This window comes from Paraburkholderia sprentiae WSM5005, from assembly GCF_001865575.2.
Classification (GTDB): Bacteria; Pseudomonadota; Gammaproteobacteria; order Burkholderiales; family Burkholderiaceae; genus Paraburkholderia; species Paraburkholderia sprentiae.
The window spans coordinates 1,710,262-1,730,052 of sequence record NZ_CP017562.2 but is presented as its reverse complement, the minus strand read 5'-3'; the positions used below and the strand labels follow the sequence as shown (position 1 = coordinate 1,730,052).

The following is a 19,791-nucleotide window of genomic DNA, read 5'->3' as shown; positions in this document are numbered from 1 at the left end:
GCAACACGGCACAAAGCACAACGACAAGACGTAAGAACGAGGACGCACGGCACGTAAAACGAACCCTTGGAGCGAACATGACGAATACAGAATCAGCTTCCGGTAGTCAGCATTCGCCGCATAACACGCATGCCGTCGCCTCGGCAGGCGCGCCCACCGCCACGAGCGCGCCGCACAAGGCCGGCGACCAGCCGTTTTTCGATCCGGTCGCCTACGGCAACGGCCCCGACGATTCGGTTACCGAGACAGCCGAGACGGCCGCGATCACGCATCATTCGCTGACGATCGGCGGACACCAGATCAACTACACGGCGACGGTGGGCCATCTGGTGATCGTCGATCCGAGTAGCTCGCAGCCGTCGGCGAGGATGTTCTACGTCGCGTTCACGCAGGACAACCAGAAGGAAGAAACGCGGCCGGTCACGTTCTTCTATAACGGCGGACCGGGGTCGTCGTCGGTATTCGTGCTGCTCGGCTCGTTCGCGCCGCGCCGCATCAAGACGTCGATGCCGGGTTTCACACCGCCCGCGCCGTATTCACTCGAAGACAATCCGGACAGCCTGCTCGACAAAAGCGACCTCGTGTTTATCAACCCGGTCGGCACCGGCTATTCGGCGGCGATCGCGCCGAAGAAGAATCGCGACTTCTGGGGCGTCGATCAGGACGCGGATTCGATCAAGCAGTTCATCAAGCGTTTTCTGACGAAGAACAACCGCTGGAATTCGCCGAAATATCTGTTCGGCGAGTCCTACGGCACCGCGCGTAGCTGCGTGCTGGCGTACCGGCTGCACGAGGATGGGGTCGATCTGAACGGCATTACGCTGCAATCGTCGATTCTCGACTACACGCAGTCGGGCAATCCGGTCGGCGCGCTGCCCACGGCCGCCGCCGACGCCTGGTATCACAAGAAGCTCGGCGTCGCGCCGCGCCCGACCGATCTCGGCGCCTTCGCCGAGGAGGTCGCGCAGTTCGCGCGCACCGACTACCTGGCCGCGCTGCGCAAGTTTCCGACTACCGACTCGGCGACCGTCGAAAGACTCAGCGAATACACGGGCATCGACAAAACGACGTTGCTCGCGTGGAGCATCGACATCGCGGGCTACGACAGCCGCGGCAATTCGCTGTTCCTGACCACGTTGCTGAAGTCGCAAGGCCTCGCGCTCGGCGCCTACGACGGCCGCGTGACCGCAATCGACACCGGCATCGCCGGCAAGATCGACCCGAACTCCGGCGGCAACGATCCGACCATGACCGCGGTCACCGGCGTCTACACGACGATGTGGAACGTGTATCTGAACGAGCAGTTGAAGTACACGTCGAACTCGTCGTTCACCGACCTCAACGATCAGGCGTTCAAGTACTGGGATTTCGGCCATGTCGATCCGACCGGCGCGCAAAAGGGCGTCGACTCGCAAGGCAACATCGTTCTGTACACGGCAGGCGACCTTGCGGCCGTGATGGCGCTCAATCCAGACCTCAAGGTGCTATCGGCGAACGGCTTCTTCGATTTCGTCACGCCGTTCTATCAGACCGTCCTCGATCTGCAGCAGATGCCGCTGCTCAGTCAGCAGGTGCGGCAGAACCTGTCGGCGCGGTTCTATCCGTCGGGGCACATGGTCTATCTCGACGGCGGTTCGCGCACCGCGCTGAAAGCCGACCTCGCCAAGATGTACGAAGAGACGGTGTCGAACGCGCAGGCGCTCGGGCGGATCCGCGCTTTGCAGGCGCGGGTTGCGAAGTAGCGGCGGAAAGCTGCACGCTGGCCCGGCGAATCGCTCGGGCCAGCGCGCAGGCATGCGCGGCTTTTGTACCTATCCATATTGAATGTGTTTTAATTGCCTGGCGAATTGAACTACCGCGTGCCGCCGCCGGCGCGCTGACGAATGAACGCAGGCATCGCACACACGCATCGGCGCGGTCTTTCCCGCGACACTACCCGCAGCAATGACGCGGCCAACGCGCCGCGGCTCGCGCGCAAGCGCGTCTTTGGCAGCCGCGTACGCGCGACGCATCGTGCGCTGCGCGTCACCGTCGGCGCGCTGCTCGCGCTGTGCATCGGGAACGCCGTCGCGCAACAGAGCGCCGTGCTCGACGACCGCGTGACCCAGCAGTCGATCGGCCAAACGATTTGCCGCCCCGGGTATGCGGAAACCGTTGCGCCGCCGTTCGACGACCTGATAGCGCACAAGGATCGCATGCTAGCCGCGCGCGGCATCGACCCGGATGACGGCGCCGCGTTCGCGCTGGACCGGCGCGTGCCGATCGTGCTCGGCGGATCGCCCGATGCGCCGGCCAATCTCGATCTATTGCCGTGGGCCGGCCCGCAGGGCGAGCGCCGTAAGGCACGCGCGGCCGCGATGCTCAAGCGCTGCGTCTGCGAAGGCAAGCTGAGTCTCGCGCAGGCGCAAGCGGCGATCGTCGGCAATTGGTCGGCGGTGTATGCGGGCTTTGGCCAGGCGTCCTGCGACGTGAACCGGCTCGACGTCGCGACCGGCGACGTCGACGGCGACAGCGAGGACAGCCTGCGCGGCGACACGCATGAGCGCGAGCGCGCGCGTTGAGCGCGTCGCGCGGTCATGAATCCGCACGCTTGCGCGTCCTTGGCCGAACAACGGTTCGCTGCCCCTTACTTTTTCGGAGAAACACGATGACCCATTCCCGTCTCGCTGCTCTTGCGCTGACGATCGGCTGCCTGAGTGGCAGCGCCGCCGCGCTTGCCGCCGTGCCCGCGCATTGCGCGCGCGCCGATGCGCTCGAGATTCGCGGCGACGTGCCCGCAGCGCTCAGCTTCGACGTCTATCGGCAGCTGCGCCCGCTGGATGCGCAGCGCATCGCGCTGTTCCAGGCCGCCGGCGAAGTGAAGCGTCTGCCCGATGGCCAGCCGGTGTGCCAGATCGCCGACGACGGTGTCGACGATCCTTCCGCGGTGCTGGTCCGTCTGCCGCAGGGCAAGAATGCGTGGTGGGTGAGCGCGGCGAACGTGCAAGCGGCGGACTGAACGACGCGAGCAGCCCGACCGGGATGTCTCGCCGTTGTCGACGACACTGCATGCAGTGTGTCCGATGCCGAAGCACGCTATGCTGACAACAGCACGAAATTCGCATAGGAGATTTGAACGATGGCCTTCTACTTGTCATGGCTCGCGATGGGGTTGGCCGGTGCGACCGGCGTCGTCGCGCTTCGCGCACTGGCCGCGGCTCAGGCGAAGCAGCGTGCCGCGCTGCGACCGGTGCGTGTCGCAAGCCCGCAGCGTCGGACGAACCGCCAGGCGCGGCGAGGGTAGGCCGCATGAACCTGACCGTGCGCAATATCGCCGAATCGTGCAGCGAGCAGGACGTGCGTGAATTTCTCGAGCGCGAACTCGGCCGCTACGCGAAACACGTCGAGGTGGTGGACGCCGGCAAGCCCGGCGCCTACGCGACGGTCGAGCTCGATGCGAGCGTGCCGTATGTCGGCGACGTGATCGCGCGGCAGATTCACGGCAAGCATCTGGGCGGCCAGCCGCTCGAAGCGAGCGCCGATCTGTTCAGCGACGAACCGCCGGCCGAGCAGTAAGCGCCGTAGGCCGCGTAGTAAGCTCGCTTTTTTCGAAGGCGGTGGACATGTGCGACGACGCGCGCATGCCTACCGCCTTTGTTCGTATCGGAGCGCCGTAAGCAGGCGGACTGCGCTGAAACGCGGATTAACGAAGATTGAAACTGTGGTGAAGAACGGTTTGAGTCTTGGGATACACCGAGGCTTTCGGCGGTCCTGCGATTGAATCAATCGCGTCTCGCTTTTGGCTTCATTTTTCGATGCGGTTTTAATCGCGAATTAATTGCCTTTTCGCCGATACGTCGCCTGTCGAAAATATCCAATCGTTTTGAAGAGATCGAAGGCTTGATGGTATTTTCGTCGACACGCGTCAATCCGCTGAGTAAGATCGATCGTTCCGAACGCCGTAGGGACCGGGCGTGCAATCAATAATAATCATGTTTGCTCCAAGACGCGATGACATACCCAGATCGGCCTGGCCAGTGCGGATGGACCCGCCTGAGGATTTTCGCGTGGCTTTGCGCAGGCATCGTGTCGAGTGCCGGCGCGGCGGCGCTCGATACCGCACAGTCGCCTGCGTTGCCGGCATCCGCGGCGCATGCGGTGACGCCGGGCAATCCGGCCAAAGCGTGGCATAGCGCGAGCCGGCCGCTGGCCACGATCGACGCCGCCACTGTCGCCGCGCCCGACGCGGCCGGCGTCGTCGATCCGCGCCGCGCGTTCCTGCTACGCGAGGTATTCGCGCAGGAGGTGACGCGCCGGCTCAAACTACCCGCCGCCCAGCAGCGCGCGTACGCCGACCGTCTGCAGACGGCGCTCGATGAAAACGAGCTCGGCAATCTGTCGGGCGAGTACGTGGTGCTCGTCGATCGCAATCCGAACGTGCAGGCGCTCCTGATTTACTTCCGCCCGGCGCCGGCCGATAGCTGGCAGATGATCGGCGCATCGCCGGTATCCACCGGACGGCCCGGCGAGTACGACCACTTCGTCACGCCGCTCGGCGTGTTCGAACATACGCCCAACAACATGGATTTCCGCTCCGAGGGCACGCAGAACGAAAACCACATCCGCGGCTATGGCCGGCGCGACATGCGCATCTTCGATCTCGGCTGGGCGCAGGGCGAACGCGGCTGGGGCAAGGGCGGCATGTCGCAGATGCGGTTCCAGATGCACGCCACCGATCCCGAACGGCTGGAGCCGCTGCTCGGCATTCGCCATTCGAAGGGCTGCGTGCGGATTCCCGCGTCGCTGAACACGTTTCTCGATCACTACGGGATTCTCGACGCGGAATATGCGCAGTTGGTCGATTCCGGCCAATCGCTGTGGGTGCTGAAAAGCGATCGGCAGATCACGCCGTGGGCGGGGCGTTATATCGTCGTGGTCGATTCGCAGCGCAAGAGCCGGCCGGTATGGTCGCCCGCACCGGGCGCGCTTGCGCGGGCCAAAATGCCCGCGCGCGCGGATACGGCGGACTGACGGACGCTGCGTCGCCGCCCGATGCCCGTTACGATCTCGCCAACAGCACGCCAGCCAGCGCGAGCGCAAACCCGACGATCTGCACCGGTAGCAGCGTTTCGCCGAACCCCAGGTAGCCTTGCAGCGCGGCGAGCGGCGGCGCGAGAAACAATAGCGCCGTCGCGCGCGCCGCATCGCCGCGCCGGACCATCCAGACCAGCAACGTGACGCTGATGCCGGACAGCATCACGACGCCCCACGCAAGCGATGCCCACAGCGCCGACGACGCGATCCAGCGATGCTCGCCGAGCGCGAGCGCCAGCACCGCCGCGACGATCGCCGCGCCGAAGTTCTGCACGGCGCTCGCGCTGCGAATGTCGGCCTTGGCGAGCGAGGTCTTCTGGAACAGCGTGCCCGCGGTGATCGCCCCGACCGCGACGATCGATATCAGCACGACCAGCCACGCGGGTGCGTTGCCGTGCGTGGGCGTGGGCGAGGTCGCGGCAACGAGCTTCGGCGCGAGCACCAGCACCACGCCGGCGAGGCCGAGCGCCATGCCGCTCCAGCCGCGCCGCGACAAGCGCTCATTGAACAGCCGCGCGGCGACGGCGGCCGTCGCGAGCGGCTGCAGCGCGCCCAGCAAGGCCATCACGCCGGCGCTCAGACCTTGTGCGACGGCCCAGTAGCCGGCGCTCAGATAGACGCCTTGCAGCAGCGCGCCCGCGGCCAGGTGCTTGCCGAAGTCGCGGCCCGTCGGCCAGGCCGCGCGCGCAACGAGTGCGGCCAGCGCGAACACCAGTGCGGTGCCGCCAAAGCGGGCGAGCAGAAACAGATTGGGATCGGCGTAAGGCGTGATCGCGCGGGCGACCACGAAACCGGTCGACCAGAGCACGACGAAGACGGCGGCAACAAAGGTAGCGAGCATCGAAAGGGGCATTGAGGCGGGCATTGAAGCGGACGGCGCGAAAAAGCCGCCATGTTGGCGGCCCAGGCGGCGCGCGTCTTGTTCGAAGCTGCAACGCCGCCTCGCGACCGTCACCACGCGAGCAGCGTCATCCCCGCCCCGAGCACGCCGCCACAGACGACGCACGCCCACACCAGCCAGCGCGTGCGCCGGTATTCGCGCGCGAGATCCGCGAGCAGTTGCGCGTCGTGCTGCGGCGCGCCGGTGCGCTCGTGCTGCTGCAGATAGCGCACCGCCAGTTGCGGCACGCGCGGGAGCATATGCGCGAGATGCGGCAGCTCCTGAGACAGTCGCTTGAGCCAGCCACGATGACCGAGATCGCGTCGCGCGATATCGGCGAGCACGCCGCGCGCGATGTTCCATGTATCGACGCCCGGATGCAGCGCCCGCGCGAGCATCTCCGCCTGCTGGAACGAGCGCTGCGCGGTCGCGAGCTGGCCGGGCACGTGGCCGTCGAACGGCTGCACGCCGTGCAGCAGATGATGAAACAGCGAACCCGCCGAGCGAGCCTCGGGCGCAGCCGCGAAGTGCGCTTCGGCGCGCGTGCGCAGCTCGGCTTCGAGCGTCTCGGTGCGCGTGTCGGGCGGCACGTGGCCGGCCTCGCGATGCATGTCGGCGAGTCGCCCGTAGTCCTGGTCGAAGAGGGCGGTCGCGCCGTGCACGAAGAACTCGCGTTCGCCGCTCGACAGCGTCGCCATGATCGAGAACTCCGCGAGCACGAGGCGCCCTAGCGTGTCCGGCTCGATGCTAACGCGCACGCGGCGGGCATCGAGCGTCGCGTGGAAGAAGCCATGCTCGAATGCCTGCTCGGTGACCACCTCGACGATATGTGCGGCGAGCGGCGCCAACTTGATGCCATGCGCATGCAGGCCGGGCAGGTCGCTCGCGGGCAGCGTGTTGATGCGCTGCATCGTCAGCGTGTGGTCGGTGCATAGCTCCCAGATCACGTCCGGCACCAGGACGCGCTTGTCGCCATCGAAATGGTGGCCGGTCTGGCTCAGGTTCGCGGCTTCCGCGCGCAGATCGAAGCGGCGCAGGATGTCATCGGTGAAGGTTTGTGCGAGCGCGCGCAACTGCAGCCGACGTGCGACGCGCGACAGCTTTTCGAGCCAGCGCGCGACCCAGCGCAACAGCGCAAGTTCATCGCCGATCTGTTGCAGCTGCTGCGCGCGCACGAGCTTGACTGCGACTTCGTGGTGACCTTTGATCGGCACCGCGAGTCGCGCGAAATGGGTCTGCTCGGCAAAACCGCTGCGTACCGGCACGAGGTCGACCGCGCTGAACAGCTCGGCGAGCGGCCGGCCGAAAGCGCGCGTCAAGGCCAGCGCGGAGTCCTCCGGCGACAGCGGCGCTTCCATGTGATCGATTGCATCCAGCGCGTCATGCAGCGTGGCGCTCGCGAGCTCGGGGCGTCCGGCGAGCGTCTGCGCGAAGCGGCTCGCGAGCGGACCGAGTGCCGGCAGCAGACCCTGCAACTGCTCGCCGCTGCGGCCGGACGCATGCACGCGGCCGATCAGCTCGATCATCCAGTGCAGTTTGTGCTCGGGCGGGGCGGCGAGCCAGATCAGGCGCGCGCCGTAACGCAGCGCGTGGAACAGCAGCAGTAGACGGCGAAACAGTGGCGGCATTGGCGGTTCGGTTGACGGGCGAGGCGTTGTGCGCAGGATCCGGCCGGGCGGCGGCGTTGCGTTCGCCGCGTGGCCGGCGAGTCCAGCCGTCAAGGTTAGCAGGTCGGCGCGATGGCCGGCGGGTTCGCGCGCAAGGGCGGCTCGAGGCAACCTGAGCGCGCCATCAGGTGCCTTGAACGCCCCTGCGCGCCAGCCGTCACCGACAACGTGTAGTACGCGTAATACAATACGGCGGCCCTTCCTCAACCACGGCGAACCCCAAGCGCGCCGGCTTCCGGCCTTCACAGATGCTCGCAGAACAACGTCATCAATACATCCTCGCGCAAGTCGCAAAGAACGGCGCGCTGTCGGTCGCCGAACTGGTGCGCGAACTCAACGTATCGCGCGAAACGATTCGCCGCGACCTCAACGCGCTGGCCGGCCGCGGCCTGCTCGTGACGACGCACGGCGGCGCGTTGTCGAGCGATCGGCGCGAGCCCGATCTCGATACGCGCGAAACCGAGAACGCCGGCGCCAAGCGCGCGATCGGCGAGCGCGCGGCCGAGTTCGTGCCGGACGGCGCGTCGCTGATCATCGATTCGGGCAGCACCACGCAGGCGGTCGCGCGGGCGCTGCTCGACCGGCATCGGCTGACGGTTTACACGAACGACTGGCGCATCGCGCTGCTGCTCGGCCGGCGCAACGACAATCGCGTGACGCTGCTCGGCGGCGAGCTGTCCGATATCGAGGACGCGACCTTCGGCCTCGACACGGTTCAGCAGCTCACGCAATACCACGCCGATTTCGCATTCATCGGCGCGGGCGGGATTTCGCCGGACGGCTATCTGACCGACTACGGCCGCATGGCGGCCGAAGTGCGCAGCCGCATGATCGCCGCGGCCGACATGGTGGTGGTCGTCGCCGATCATTCGAAGTTCGGACGCGTGACGCCGGTGCGCATCAACGGCATCGAGTCGGCGCGTTATCTGGTCACCGAGCTGGCGCCCGAGCGCACGCTCGCCAAGGCGATCACCGCGCATGGTCCGGAAATTCTGATCGCATGAGATGGCCGCGCGGGAAGGCGGCCGCGCGAGCCCCGGCTCCGCCGGCACCGCCGCCTCCGGCGCACCCCTCTGCAATTTCTTCGACGCACCCTGCATACATCGTCATTTTCGCCATGTACGATCCACACGGGATCGGCGCGTAGCGCGCGGGGTTCCATCGGTCGCCTTGAGTTGGCAATTTGTGTCTTCTTTTGGAGTTCGGCACGATCGTCACCGCCATGTCATCGAAACCTGTGATTCTTGCCGTGCCCGTTCCGGCGCGGCAGACGGCGCGAGTGTCGTGGGCGGGCTGTCAGTCAAGCTAGGCGAAAAGCGGCAAAGTTGTCGGCAATCTGCAATCCCACGGAGACCGGCGCGGCAACCGCAGCGGGCAACACGCAAGCGGCGCGTGCCGCCGTTCAATCACTACAGGTATGGGTCATCCCCGACCGTCTGGTTTTTAGCCTTTCGGAGAGAGCGACATGAAAAAGACGAATTCCCTTCACGCCGCGGCCGGCCTCGCGCGCAGACTGCTGCCGGCGCTCGTCGCCGCGGCGGCGTTCGGCGGTGCCGCGATGCCGGCGCATGCGGCCGACGCCGTGGTGCTGTACACGGCCGACGGCCTCGAAAATCTGTACAAGGATGTGCTGCCGGCCTTCGAAAAAAAGGAAGGCGTGAAGGTCAATATCGTCACGGCGGGTAGCGGCGAAGTCGTGAACCGCGCGACCATCGAGAAGGATCAGCCGAAGGCCGACGTGCTCGTCACATTGCCGCCGTTCATCCAGCAGGCCGACCAGAGCGGTCTGCTGCAGGCATACCAGAGCGCCAACTACAAGAACGTGCCGGCCATCGCGAAGGCGCCGAACGGCGCGTGGGCGACCTTCGTGAACAACTACTTCTCGTTCGCGATCAACCCGGAAGTCACAAAGACCCAGCCGAAGACTTTCGCAGATCTGCTGCACCCGGACTTCACCGGCAAGGTTGCCTATTCGAATCCGGCGACCGCCGGCGACGGCATGGCGGTGATCATCCTGACCTCGTCGCTGATGGGCGAAGACCAGGCGTTCGACTTTCTGAAGAAGCTCGAGCAGAGCGCCAAGTTCCACACCAAGGGCACGGGCTATCTCGACGTGCTGCTCTCGCGCAACGAAATCGCGGTCGCCAACGGCGATCTGCAGATGGATCTCGACGACGCGGCCAACGGCGGCCTGTCGCTGAAGCCGGTGTTCCTCGCCGCTACCCCCGGCGGTCAGCCGACCACGTTCCAGCTGCCGTACGCGATCGCGCTGATCAAGAACGGCCCGAACCAGCCTGAAGGGAAGAAGCTGATCGACTATCTGATGTCGACGCAGGTGCAGTCAAGGGTGCCGGACATCTTCGGCATTCCGGGGCGCAGCGACGTGCCGCTCGCGGGCAAGAACGGCGAAGCGGTGAAACAGGCGATCAGCGGCGTCAAGCTGATTCCGGTCGACTGGAACCACGTGATGACGAAGAAGGCCGACTGGACCGCGCGTTGGAAAAGCGACGTGATCGGTTCGTCGGGCAAAGAGACCGAAGTGGTCAAGCCGAAATAAGTCACCCAATAAGCCAGCCAACAGGTGAGCGACGCAAGCAACGTTTGACGTCGTCGATTCAGGCGGCGCTTCGCGCGTACCGCGCGGCGCCGCATCAGCATTAATTCCGTTGGAGGACGATCCCGGTGAATACGGCCAGTCTCGCTCACCCCACTGCGCCTGGCGCTGAGCTGGATGCGCTCGACGCCGCGCGTTCGGACGCGCCGGGCGGCGTGCAGATCGATCACCTGACGGTGCGCTTCGGCGCGCGCACGGTGCTCGACGATCTGTCGTTGACCATCGAGCGCGGCGAGTTGCTCACCGTGCTCGGCCGCAGCGGCTGCGGCAAGACGACCTTGCTGCGCTTCATCGCGGGCTTCATCGAGGCGGACGGTCTGGCCGGCACGCTGACGGTGGCCGGCCGCGATCTGACCCACGTGCCGCCGCACAAGCGCAATCTCGGTCTGCTGTTCCAGAGCTACGCGCTGTTTCCGCATCTGACGGTGTTCGAGAACGTCGCGTTCGGTTTGCGCGCACGGCGTATCGCGGCACGCGACGTCGCGCGCCGCGTCGCCGACGCGCTCAAGCTCGTGCAACTGGGCGATGCCGGTCACGTGATGCCCGCGCAACTATCGGGCGGCATGCAGCAGCGCGTGGCGCTCGCCCGCGCGCTCGTGATCGAGCCGGACGTGCTGTTGCTCGACGAACCGCTGTCCGCGCTCGACGCCAATCTGCGCGCGTCGGTGCGCTCCGAACTCAAGTCGCTGCATGAGCGCCTGCCGAATCTGACGATCGTCTGCGTGACGCACGATCAGGACGACGCGCTCGTGCTGTCCGACCGCACGCTGCTGATGCGCGATGGCCGTATCGCGCAGCTCGGCACGCCGCAGCAGCTCTACGACACGCCGGCCGACGGCTTCGTCGCGCGCTACCTCGGCGCGGCCAATCTGCTGCCGCCGCAGGTCGCGTTCGGCATGGACGACGCGCGCTACAACGAACGCGAACGGCTCGCGTGTCTGCGTCCGGAGGTGCTGCGCATCGTCCCGCTCGGAGAAGGGCAGTTGCACGGCGCCATCGCGTCGGTCGAATGGTATGGCGCGGCCTTGTCGGTATCGGTCGTGCTCGATGCGTTGCCGAACGACCCTGTGCTCGTCGCGATGCAGCGCGGTCACGGTGTGACGCCGGAGAAAGGCGCGCGTGTTTCCCTGCGTTACGAGGCTAACGATGTCGTCCTTATCAAGCCCTGATACGCCTGGTCCGCTGGGCCTTGCCGGGCAAGCCGAGGCCGACGCTGCCGCGCGCCGTCTCGCGAGCGCCGCGGCCCATACGGCCGCCGTGAAGCGGCGTGAGCGCCTCGCGCAATGGCATCTGCTGTTCATCGCGGTCGTGGTGCTCGGACCGCTCGTCATCTATCCGCTCGTGCGGCTCGTGATGCTGAGTCTGACCGACGCGCATGGCTTGTCCGGCCACGCATACGCGACGTTCTTCAGCAACCCCGAAACGCGCGGCGTGATCGGCACCACGCTCGGCATCCTGTTCGCGAGCGCGAGCCTCGCTTCCCTGCTCGGCGTGGCGCTTGCGTCGCTGCTCTTCTTCAAGCCGTTTCCGGGCGCGCGCATGGTCACGCGCTTTCTCGAACTATTCGTCGCGTTTCCGTCGTTTCTGGTCGCGTTCACGCTGATCTTTCTGTACGGCTCGCAGGGTTCGGTCAGCATCGGGCTGCAGCGGCTCTTCAATCTGCAGACGCCGCCGCTCGATTTTCTGTTCGGGATCGGCGGCGTGATTCTCGCGGAGGTCGTGTTCTACACGCCGTTCGTCGTGCGACCGACGTTGGCATCGTTCGCGTTGCTCGACCAGCGGCTGATCGAGGCCGCGCGCAGTCTCGGGGCGAACGGCGCGATGGTCGCGTTCAAGGTGATCCTGCCGCTCGCGTGGCCGGGTATCGCGGCAGGCACGATCCTGTGCTTTCTGCTAACGCTCAACGAGTTCGGCATTCTGCTGGTGCTCGGCAGCGCGCATCTGATCACGCTGCCGGTCGCGATCTATAGCGCCGCCACCGTCGATCTCGATCTGCCGACCGCCGCCGCCGGCGCGGTCGTGATGCTGCTGATGTCGTTGTCGCTGTACGCGTTGTACCGGCGCGTCAACAGTCGCAAGGTGAAAGGAGCCGGCCATGGCCGTTGAACTCGATCCGACCGTGCTGCCGGTCATGCATAAGAAGGGTCGCGCGGTGCGGCACAGCTTCGCGGTGCGCGTGCTGGGCAGTCTGTTTCTCGGCTTCGCCGCGCTGCTGTGCTTCTGGCTGTTCATGCTGCCGGTGCTGGTGGTTGCGCTGTCGAGCGTCGCATCGCACTGGTCCGGCACGATCCTGCCCGACGGGTTCAGCATGCGCTGGTTCGAACGCCTCGGTTCGAGCGACTTCGACGCGCTGACGACCAGCCTCGAGCTCGGCATGGGCGTCGCGGTGCTTGGCACGATCCTCGGTCTGTGGCTGGCGCTCGCACTCGAAGGACGCGACCACCGCGGCCTCGGCGCCATCGTCGACACGATCGCGATGATGCCCAACGGCGTGCCGAGCGTGGTGCTCGGGCTCGCGGTGCTGATCGCATATCACAAGCGGCCGCTCGATCTGTCGAGTTCGGCGGCGATCGTCGTGTTCGTGCAGCTCGCGCTGGTGCTGCCGTTCTGCTACCGCTGCGCGGCCGCCGCGCTGCGTCCCGAGCTGACTGCGCTGCGCGAAGCGGCCGCGAGCCTCGGCGCACCGCCGTCGATGGTGCTGCGCCGCGTCGTGTTGCCGCAACTGGTGCCGGCGATCCGCGCGAGTCTCGCGCTCGGCTTGGCGCTTTCGCTCGGTGAACTGGGCGCGACGCTGACCGTCTATCCGCCGGGCTTCGCGACGGTGCCGATCGTCGTCGTCGGGCAGGTGGAGCGCGGCTATTACCTGCCGGCTTCCGCGCTGTCGCTGATTCTGCTGCTGGTCTCGCTGGTCGCGCTGCTGCTGATCGCGGCGCGCGCTCCCCGACGCCGGCTCGACTGACCCCGCTGAGCCGACTGACCGGCGGGCGATTGCCGTGATTTGCACACACGCCACAACCGGTCAGCATCGCTATCGATGTGGCAAAATCCGTCAAAATGACTGAATATATGCACTCCGATTCCGTCGATCCGTTCGACGTCGTGCGCCGCCATTCGCTGACGACGCTGGTGCGCGACGAGATCGAGCGGCATATCGTCGACGGCACGCTGGCGCCGGGTGACAAGCTCAATGAAGCCGACTGGGCGGCACGGCTGCAGGTGTCGCGCGGGCCGGTGCGCGAGGCGTTTCGCGCGCTCGAGCAGGCGGGGCTCGTGCGCACCGAGAAGAATCGCGGCGTGTTCGTGCGGACGGTGTCGCTCGCGGAGGCGGACGAGATTTACGCGGTGCGCGCGGTGCTCGAAGAGGCGGCGTGCCGGATGCTGGCTGCGCGCATCGACGCGGGTAAGCTCGCGCTGCTGCGCGACTGGGTCGATGCGATGCGCGCCGCACTCGCGTCGCGCGATCACGATGCGTATGCGCGGGCGAACGTCGCGTTTCACGATGCGCTCGTCGCAGCGGCGGGCAACACGAAGTTGTACGACACGTATCGCAGGCTCGTCAGCGAGTTGAACCTGTTTCGGCGAGCGGCGCTGGTCGTGCGGGGCGACGCGATGGCGTGCTCGCTGGCCGAGCATCGCGCGATTCTGACCGCGCTCGCGTCGCGCGATGCGGAGCAGGCCGCGCAGTTGATGCGCGCGCATGTGCAGGGCGGGTTGCAGCGCGCGCATGCGGCCTGTGCGGTGGCGGCCGATGCGGCGCACGAGCCGCGCGCCCCGGCAGCAGCAGGCGCGGCTGGCTCGCGCGGGCGATGACGCTTTGGCAATGACAACCCCGGTAATGGAAAACCACGCGATGACACACCCCGAGCAACGCATGATCGAAGTCAACGGCCGGCGCTACCGGCTGCCTTCGCAGCCGACGGTGGTCGTCTGTGTCGACGGTTGCGAGTTTGCTTATCTTGAAGCGGCGGTCGCGGCCGGCGTCGCGCCGTTCATCGGTTCGATGCTCGAGGGTGGCGCGGCGTTTCGCGGCGACTGCGTGATTCCGTCGTTCACGAACCCGAACAACCTGTCGATCGTGACCGGCGTGCTGCCGTCCGTGCACGGCATCTGCGGCAACTACTTCTGGGACGCCGACGCGAACAACGGCGCGGGCGCGGCGGTGATGATGAACGATCCCGCCTACCTGCGCGCGCCCACGCTGCTCGCGGCCGCCGCCGATGCGGGCGCCGCGGTCGCCGTCATCACCGCGAAAGACAAACTGCGCGGGCTGCTCGGCTGGCAGTTGAAGGGCATCTGCTTTTCGGCTGAGAAAGCCGACAAAGCGACGCGCGAGGAAAACGGCATCGACGACGTGCTGCAGCTGGTTGGCCTGCCGTTGCCGGACGTGTATAGCGCGGGGTTGTCGGAATTCGTGTTCGCGGCCGGCGTGCGGCTTGCGCAGACACGCAAGCTCGACCTCATGTATCTGTCGACGACCGACTATATCCAGCACAAATGGGCGCCCGGCACCGAAGGCGCGAACGCGTTCTACGCGATGATGGACGGCTACCTCGCGAAGCTCGATGCGCTCGGCTGGGTGATCGGTCTGACCGCCGACCACGGCATGAACGCGAAGCACGATCCGCGAACCGGCGAGCCGAACGTGATCTATCTGCAAGACCTGCTCGACGACTGGCTTAACGCGGCGACGGCGCGCGTGATTTTGCCGATCACCGACCCGTATGTCGTGCATCACGGCGCGCTGGGTTCGTTCGCGACGGTCTATTTGCCGCGCGAGATCGACGCCGCGTCGGTGATTGCGCGGATCGGACGTCTGCCGGGAATCGAAGTCGTGCTCGATCGGCACACCGCGTGCGTGCGCTTCGGGCTACCCGAGGATCGTATCGGCGATCTCGTCGTGATCGGCACGAAGCACGTGGTGCTCGGCACGCGGCGCGACGAGCACGACCTGTCCGGGCTCACGGTGCCGCTGCGCTCGCACGGCGGGATTTCCGAGCAGGAAGTGCCGCTGCTGTTCAACCGGCGCGTTCAGCCATCGGGCCTCGGCAGCGAAGGCAGACGGCTGCGCAACTTCGATATCTTCGACGTCGCGCTCAATTGCGTGTCGGCATCATGAACACGGCGCTGCGGGACCATCCCGCGTTCCGCGCTGAAGCGCTGCGGCTGTGCGGCGAGCGCGCGACGCGGGCCCGCACGCTCGACGTGTTCGATCCTTATACCGGCATGCGCGTCGGCACGGTGCCGCTCGCCAGCATCGACGATGTGCGCGCAGCGTTCGACTACGCGCTCGCGTATCGACCGACGCTGTCGCGCTACGAGCGTTCGCAGATTCTCGAGCGTGCGGCGGTGCTGCTGCGCGAGCGCATCGAGCCGGCTTCGGATCTGATCTCGCTCGAGTCGGGGCTGTCGAAGCAGGACTCACGCTACGAGATCGGCCGCGTCGCCGACGTGTTCCGCTTTGCGTCGATCGAGGCGTTGCGCGACGACGCTCAGAGCTTCTCGTGCGATCTGACGCCGCATGGCAAAAAGCGTCGCGTGTTCTCGCAGCGCGAGCCGCTCGCGGGCGTGATCGTCGCGATCACGCCGTTCAATCATCCGATGAACCAGGTCGCGCACAAAGTCGCGCCGGCCATCGCGACGAATAATCGCGTGGTGCTGAAGCCGTCGGAGAAGGTGCCGCTGTCGGCGCTTTATCTGGCCGATCTGCTGTCTGAAGCGGGTTTGCCCGCGCCGATGCTGCAGGTGCTGACCGGCGATCCGCGCGACATCGCCGACGAGCTGATCACGCACGCGGCGGTCGAACTGGTCACGTTTACGGGCGGTGTCGCGATCGGCAAATACATCGCGGCGAAGGCCGGCTATCGACGCGTCGTGCTGGAGCTGGGCGGCAACGACCCGCTGATCGTGCTCGACGACGCCGATCTCGAGCGCGCGGCGACGCTCGCGGTGCAAGGGTCGTACAAGAACTCCGGGCAGCGCTGCACGGCGGTCAAGCGGATGCTCGTGCAACAGCGCGTCGCGGCGGAGTTCACGGAGCTGGTCGTCGAGAAGACGCGCGCGTGGACGTACGGCGATCCGTTCGATGCGTCCAACCAGATGGGCACTGTGATCGACGCCGCTGCCGCGCAGTCGTTCGAGGCGCGCGTGAACGAGGCGGTGGCTGCGGGCGCGCGCCTGCGTGTCGGCAACGAGCGCCGCGGCGCGTTGTATGCGCCGACCGTGCTCGACAACGTCGATCCGTCGATGACGCTCGTGCGCGAGGAGACGTTCGGGCCGGTGTCGCCGGTCATTGCATTCGATACGCTCGACGACGCCATTCGCATCAGCAACGGGACGCCGTTCGGGTTGTCGTCGGGCGTGTGTACGAACCGGCAGGACGCGATCACGCGCTTCATCAATGAGTTGCGCGTGGGTACGGTCAACGTCTGGGAAGTGCCGGGCTACCGGATCGAGCTGACGCCGTTCGGCGGCATCAAGGATTCGGGGCTGGGCTACAAGGAAGGCGTTCAGGAAGCGATGAAGAGCTTTACTAATCTGAAGACGTTTTCATTACCTTGGGAGTAACAGAGGTGGCATTGGGTCTCGACGATATCCGTGTGCTTTTCGAGCGACACGGCAGCCTCGCGTATAGCGGCGAACCGGTGACGCAGCTCGAGCATGCGTTGCAGAGCGGCGCGCTGGCCGAGGCGGAGGGCGCGAGCGACGAACTGGTCGCCGCGGCGTTTTTGCACGACCTCGGACATCTGCTGAACCTGCAGGGAGAGACGCCGACGGAGCGGGGTGTCGACGATCTGCATCAGTATTTCGCCTTGCCGTTTTTGCGGCCGGTGTTGTCGGATGCGGTGCTGGAGCCGATTCGTTTGCACGTCGACGCAAAGCGCTGCCTGTGCGCGGTCGATGCCACCTATTTCGGCCAGCTGTCGGCCGACTCAGTGCGCAGCCTGCAATTGCAGGGTGGGATTTTCAGCGAGGAAGAGGCGCAGGCGTTTGTGCAGAAACCGTATGCAGAAGACGCGATGCGTTTGCGCCGATGGGACGATCGCGCGAAAGAGAAGGATCGCGCTACGCCGGGGATCGACCATTATTTGGTCGTGGTCGAACGGGCGATGCGCGCGCATGCGACTGCGTGAATCGAAGTGCGTTGGGTCGAAGTCCGTGGGGCGCGGTAGGTTGCGCCCCGCGCTTCAAATATCGCTTGCAAGTGCCGATGGCGGCGACTAGAATCCCGCTCTTTCGTGCTCCGGATGCCGGGCACGGAGAAGCGGGAAGCCTTTGATGGCGAGGGTTTCAGCGGGGTGGGCAGGTTGATCGAGTGATAAAAACCTGTTGACGATCCAAAGGAAATTCTCCATAATCCCGCTTCTCTGCTGCTGATGCAGCGACGCCAGACGAAGCAGTGCCGGGTAGCTGTCATGCCGGTACGGCGGGTTGGGCGGACCGATCTTTAAAAACTAACAGCCGATAAGTGTGGGCGCTTGATGCGCAATGCGGCGGCAGGTTCTGCGGAATCTGCTGTCAGGCAGAAGTATCAAGAAGCCTCACACAGTATCAGAGGAAGGTTGATCTGTCGGAAGACGGATTGATCATCGTCAGTACGTTGAGTGAGCGACCGGTTCAGAGATGGACCGAAAACAGTAACAGGTTTGAACTGAAGAGTTTGATCCTGGCTCAGATTGAACGCTGGCGGCATGCCTTACACATGCAAGTCGGACGGCAGCACGGGGGCAACCCTGGTGGCGAGTGGCGAACGGGTGAGTAATACATCGGAACGTGTCCTGGAGTGGGGGATAGCCCGGCGAAAGCCGGATTAATACCGCATACGCTCGGGAGAGGAAAGCGGGGGATCTTTCGGGACCTCGCGCTCAAGGGGCGGCCGATGGCAGATTAGGTAGTTGGTGGGGTAAAGGCCTACCAAGCCGACGATCTGTAGCTGGTCTGAGAGGACGACCAGCCACACTGGGACTGAGACACGGCCCAGACTCCTACGGGAGGCAGCAGTGGGGAATTTTGGACAATGGGGGCAACCCTGATCCAGCAATGCCGCGTGTGTGAAGAAGGCCTTCGGGTTGTAAAGCACTTTTGTCCGGAAAGAAAGCATCCCTGTTAATACCGGGGGTGGATGACGGTACCGGAAGAATAAGCACCGGCTAACTACGTGCCAGCAGCCGCGGTAATACGTAGGGTGCGAGCGTTAATCGGAATTACTGGGCGTAAAGCGTGCGCAGGCGGTGCTGTAAGACCGATGTGAAATCCCCGGGCTTAACCTGGGAACTGCATTGGTGACTGCAGCGCTGGAGTATGGCAGAGGGGGGTGGAATTCCACGTGTAGCAGTGAAATGCGTAGAGATGTGGAGGAACACCGATGGCGAAGGCAGCCCCCTGGGCCAATACTGACGCTCATGCACGAAAGCGTGGGGAGCAAACAGGATTAGATACCCTGGTAGTCCACGCCCTAAACGATGTCAACTGGTTGTCGGGCCTTCATTGGCTTGGTAACGAAGCTAACGCGTGAAGTTGACCGCCTGGGGAGTACGGTCGCAAGATTAAAACTCAAAGGAATTGACGGGGACCCGCACAAGCGGTGGATGATGTGGATTAATTCGATGCAACGCGAAAAACCTTACCTACCCTTGACATGTATGGAATCCTGGTGAGAGCCGGGAGTGCCCGAAAGGGAGCCATAACACAGGTGCTGCATGGCTGTCGTCAGCTCGTGTCGTGAGATGTTGGGTTAAGTCCCGCAACGAGCGCAACCCTTGTCCCTAGTTGCTACGCAAGAGCACTCCAGGGAGACTGCCGGTGACAAACCGGAGGAAGGTGGGGATGACGTCAAGTCCTCATGGCCCTTATGGGTAGGGCTTCACACGTCATACAATGGTCGGAACAGAGGGTTGCCAAGCCGCGAGGTGGAGCCAATCCCAGAAAACCGATCGTAGTCCGGATCGCACTCTGCAACTCGGGTGCGTGAAGCTGGAATCGCTAGTAATCGCGGATCAGCATGCCGCGGTGAATACGTTCCCGGGTCTTGTACACACCGCCCGTCACACCATGGGAGTGGGTTTTACCAGAAGTGGCTAGTCTAACCGCAAGGAGGACGGTCACCACGGTAGGATTCATGACTGGGGTGAAGTCGTAACAAGGTAGCCGTATCGGAAGGTGCGGCTGGATCACCTCCTTTCCAGAGTCGAGCATTGCTCGCGTCAAGTGCTCACGCTTATCGGCTGTGGTTAAGAAAGCAACGCAGACAGGCTCAGGGGTCTGTAGCTCAGCCGGTTAGAGCACCGTCTTGATAAGGCGGGGGTCGATGGTTCGAATCCATCCAGACCCACCATCCTTGTCTGTGGTGCGGGGCCGGGGGAGTGTGCCCGGGTCTGTGTGGGGCCGGGGGGATTAGCTCAGCTGGGAGAGCACCTGCTTTGCAAGCAGGGGGTCGTCGGTTCGATCCCGTCATCCTCCACCAATCCTCAATGCCAAGGGTTCAGCGCGAAGTGAGGCTGAGTACTTGGCATTGGCGATTGAGCCAGTCAGCGCGGTACGCGATGGAATGTGATACCGGC

At 65.1% G+C, this 19,791-nt stretch carries 17 protein-coding genes, 2 tRNA genes and 1 rRNA gene; 18 read left to right on the top strand and 2 right to left on the bottom strand.

Translation table 11 applies throughout. From position 1 onward, the window contains the following. The first annotated feature begins 77 nt into the window (after positions 1-77). From BJG93_RS24620 to BJG93_RS24595, 6 genes are all read left to right on the top strand, one after another. Positions 78-1,742: a S10 family peptidase gene (locus tag BJG93_RS24620; protein ID WP_027193953.1), complete on the top strand. Its 1,665-nt coding sequence runs from the start codon at positions 78-80 to the stop codon at positions 1,740-1,742. Between the two features lie 141 nt (positions 1,743-1,883). Beyond that, a complete protein-coding gene (locus BJG93_RS24615; RefSeq protein WP_027193952.1) occupies positions 1,884-2,561 on the top strand; it encodes a hypothetical protein in 678 nt (225 codons plus the stop codon). Between the two features lie 86 nt (positions 2,562-2,647). After that, on the top strand, positions 2,648-2,998 hold the full coding sequence (locus BJG93_RS24610) for a hypothetical protein (RefSeq protein ID WP_027193951.1): 351 nt from the start codon (positions 2,648-2,650) through the stop codon (positions 2,996-2,998). Positions 2,999-3,118: 120 nt separating this feature from the next. After that, positions 3,119-3,283, top strand: a complete 165-nt coding sequence (locus BJG93_RS24605) for a hypothetical protein (protein ID WP_167544162.1) — start codon at positions 3,119-3,121, stop codon at positions 3,281-3,283. A 5-nt stretch (positions 3,284-3,288) separates the two neighbouring features. Next, positions 3,289-3,555 carry a hypothetical protein gene (locus BJG93_RS24600; RefSeq protein WP_027193950.1) on the top strand — a complete coding sequence of 89 codons (267 nt, stop codon included), beginning with the start codon at positions 3,289-3,291 and terminating at the stop codon, positions 3,553-3,555. 435 nt (positions 3,556-3,990) lie between these two features. Further along, complete coding sequence (locus tag BJG93_RS24595) at positions 3,991-5,010, top strand: L,D-transpeptidase (protein WP_027193949.1); 1,020 nt, start codon at positions 3,991-3,993, stop codon at positions 5,008-5,010. Between the two features lie 28 nt (positions 5,011-5,038). Here the strand turns inward: BJG93_RS24595 and BJG93_RS24590 are convergent, their stop codons facing one another. Together BJG93_RS24590 and BJG93_RS24585 are read right to left on the bottom strand one after the other, a co-directional pair. After that, positions 5,039-5,914, bottom strand: coding sequence for a DMT family transporter (locus BJG93_RS24590; protein ID WP_027193948.1), 876 nt, complete (start codon positions 5,912-5,914; stop codon positions 5,039-5,041). Positions 5,915-6,024: 110 nt separating this feature from the next. Further along, positions 6,025-7,581 carry an ABC1 kinase family protein gene (locus BJG93_RS24585; protein ID WP_027193947.1) on the bottom strand — a complete coding sequence of 519 codons (1,557 nt, stop codon included), beginning with the start codon at positions 7,579-7,581 and terminating at the stop codon, positions 6,025-6,027. Positions 7,582-7,868: 287 nt separating this feature from the next. Here BJG93_RS24585 and BJG93_RS24580 point away from each other — a divergent pair, with 287 nt between their 5' ends. The 12 genes from BJG93_RS24580 (at position 7,869) to BJG93_RS24525 (ending at position 19,694) form a co-directional block, all read left to right on the top strand. Continuing rightward, complete coding sequence (locus BJG93_RS24580; protein WP_027193946.1) at positions 7,869-8,624, top strand: DeoR/GlpR family DNA-binding transcription regulator; 756 nt, start codon at positions 7,869-7,871, stop codon at positions 8,622-8,624. 461 nt (positions 8,625-9,085) lie between these two features. Beyond that, complete coding sequence (gene phnS / locus BJG93_RS24575; RefSeq protein ID WP_027193945.1) at positions 9,086-10,177, top strand: 2-aminoethylphosphonate ABC transporter substrate-binding protein; 1,092 nt, start codon at positions 9,086-9,088, stop codon at positions 10,175-10,177. Positions 10,178-10,302: 125 nt separating this feature from the next. Next, on the top strand, positions 10,303-11,403 hold the full coding sequence (gene phnT, locus BJG93_RS24570) for a 2-aminoethylphosphonate ABC transport system ATP-binding subunit PhnT (RefSeq protein WP_027193944.1): 1,101 nt from the start codon (positions 10,303-10,305) through the stop codon (positions 11,401-11,403). Then, positions 11,381-12,340: a 2-aminoethylphosphonate ABC transporter permease subunit gene (locus tag BJG93_RS24565; protein WP_027193943.1), complete on the top strand. Its 960-nt coding sequence runs from the start codon at positions 11,381-11,383 to the stop codon at positions 12,338-12,340. Before phnT ends, BJG93_RS24565 begins: the two co-directional genes overlap by 23 nt. Further along, a complete protein-coding gene (gene phnV, locus BJG93_RS24560) occupies positions 12,330-13,193 on the top strand; it encodes a 2-aminoethylphosphonate ABC transport system, membrane component PhnV (RefSeq protein ID WP_027193942.1) in 864 nt (287 codons plus the stop codon). The genes BJG93_RS24565 and phnV overlap by 11 nt, the downstream gene beginning before the upstream one ends. Before the next feature lie 95 nt (positions 13,194-13,288). Next, positions 13,289-14,044 (top strand): phosphonate utilization associated transcriptional regulator, encoded by a 756-nt coding sequence (locus BJG93_RS24555; protein WP_071336602.1) that lies wholly within the window; start codon positions 13,289-13,291, stop codon positions 14,042-14,044. A 25-nt stretch (positions 14,045-14,069) separates the two neighbouring features. Continuing rightward, positions 14,070-15,350 carry a phosphonoacetate hydrolase gene (gene phnA / locus BJG93_RS24550; RefSeq protein WP_027193941.1) on the top strand — a complete coding sequence of 427 codons (1,281 nt, stop codon included), beginning with the start codon at positions 14,070-14,072 and terminating at the stop codon, positions 15,348-15,350. After that, a complete protein-coding gene (phnY, locus tag BJG93_RS24545; RefSeq protein WP_027193940.1) occupies positions 15,347-16,798 on the top strand; it encodes a phosphonoacetaldehyde dehydrogenase in 1,452 nt (483 codons plus the stop codon). The genes phnA and phnY overlap by 4 nt, the downstream gene beginning before the upstream one ends. A 5-nt stretch (positions 16,799-16,803) precedes the next feature. Next, positions 16,804-17,364: a phosphonate degradation HD-domain oxygenase gene (locus BJG93_RS24540; protein ID WP_027193939.1), complete on the top strand. Its 561-nt coding sequence runs from the start codon at positions 16,804-16,806 to the stop codon at positions 17,362-17,364. Between the two features lie 515 nt (positions 17,365-17,879). Continuing rightward, positions 17,880-19,412, top strand: a 16S ribosomal RNA gene (locus BJG93_RS24535). A gap of 76 nt (positions 19,413-19,488) precedes the next feature. Then, positions 19,489-19,565 (top strand) — tRNA-Ile (locus tag BJG93_RS24530). A gap of 53 nt (positions 19,566-19,618) precedes the next feature. After that, positions 19,619-19,694 (top strand) — tRNA-Ala (locus BJG93_RS24525). Positions 19,695-19,791: the final 97 nt, after the last annotated feature.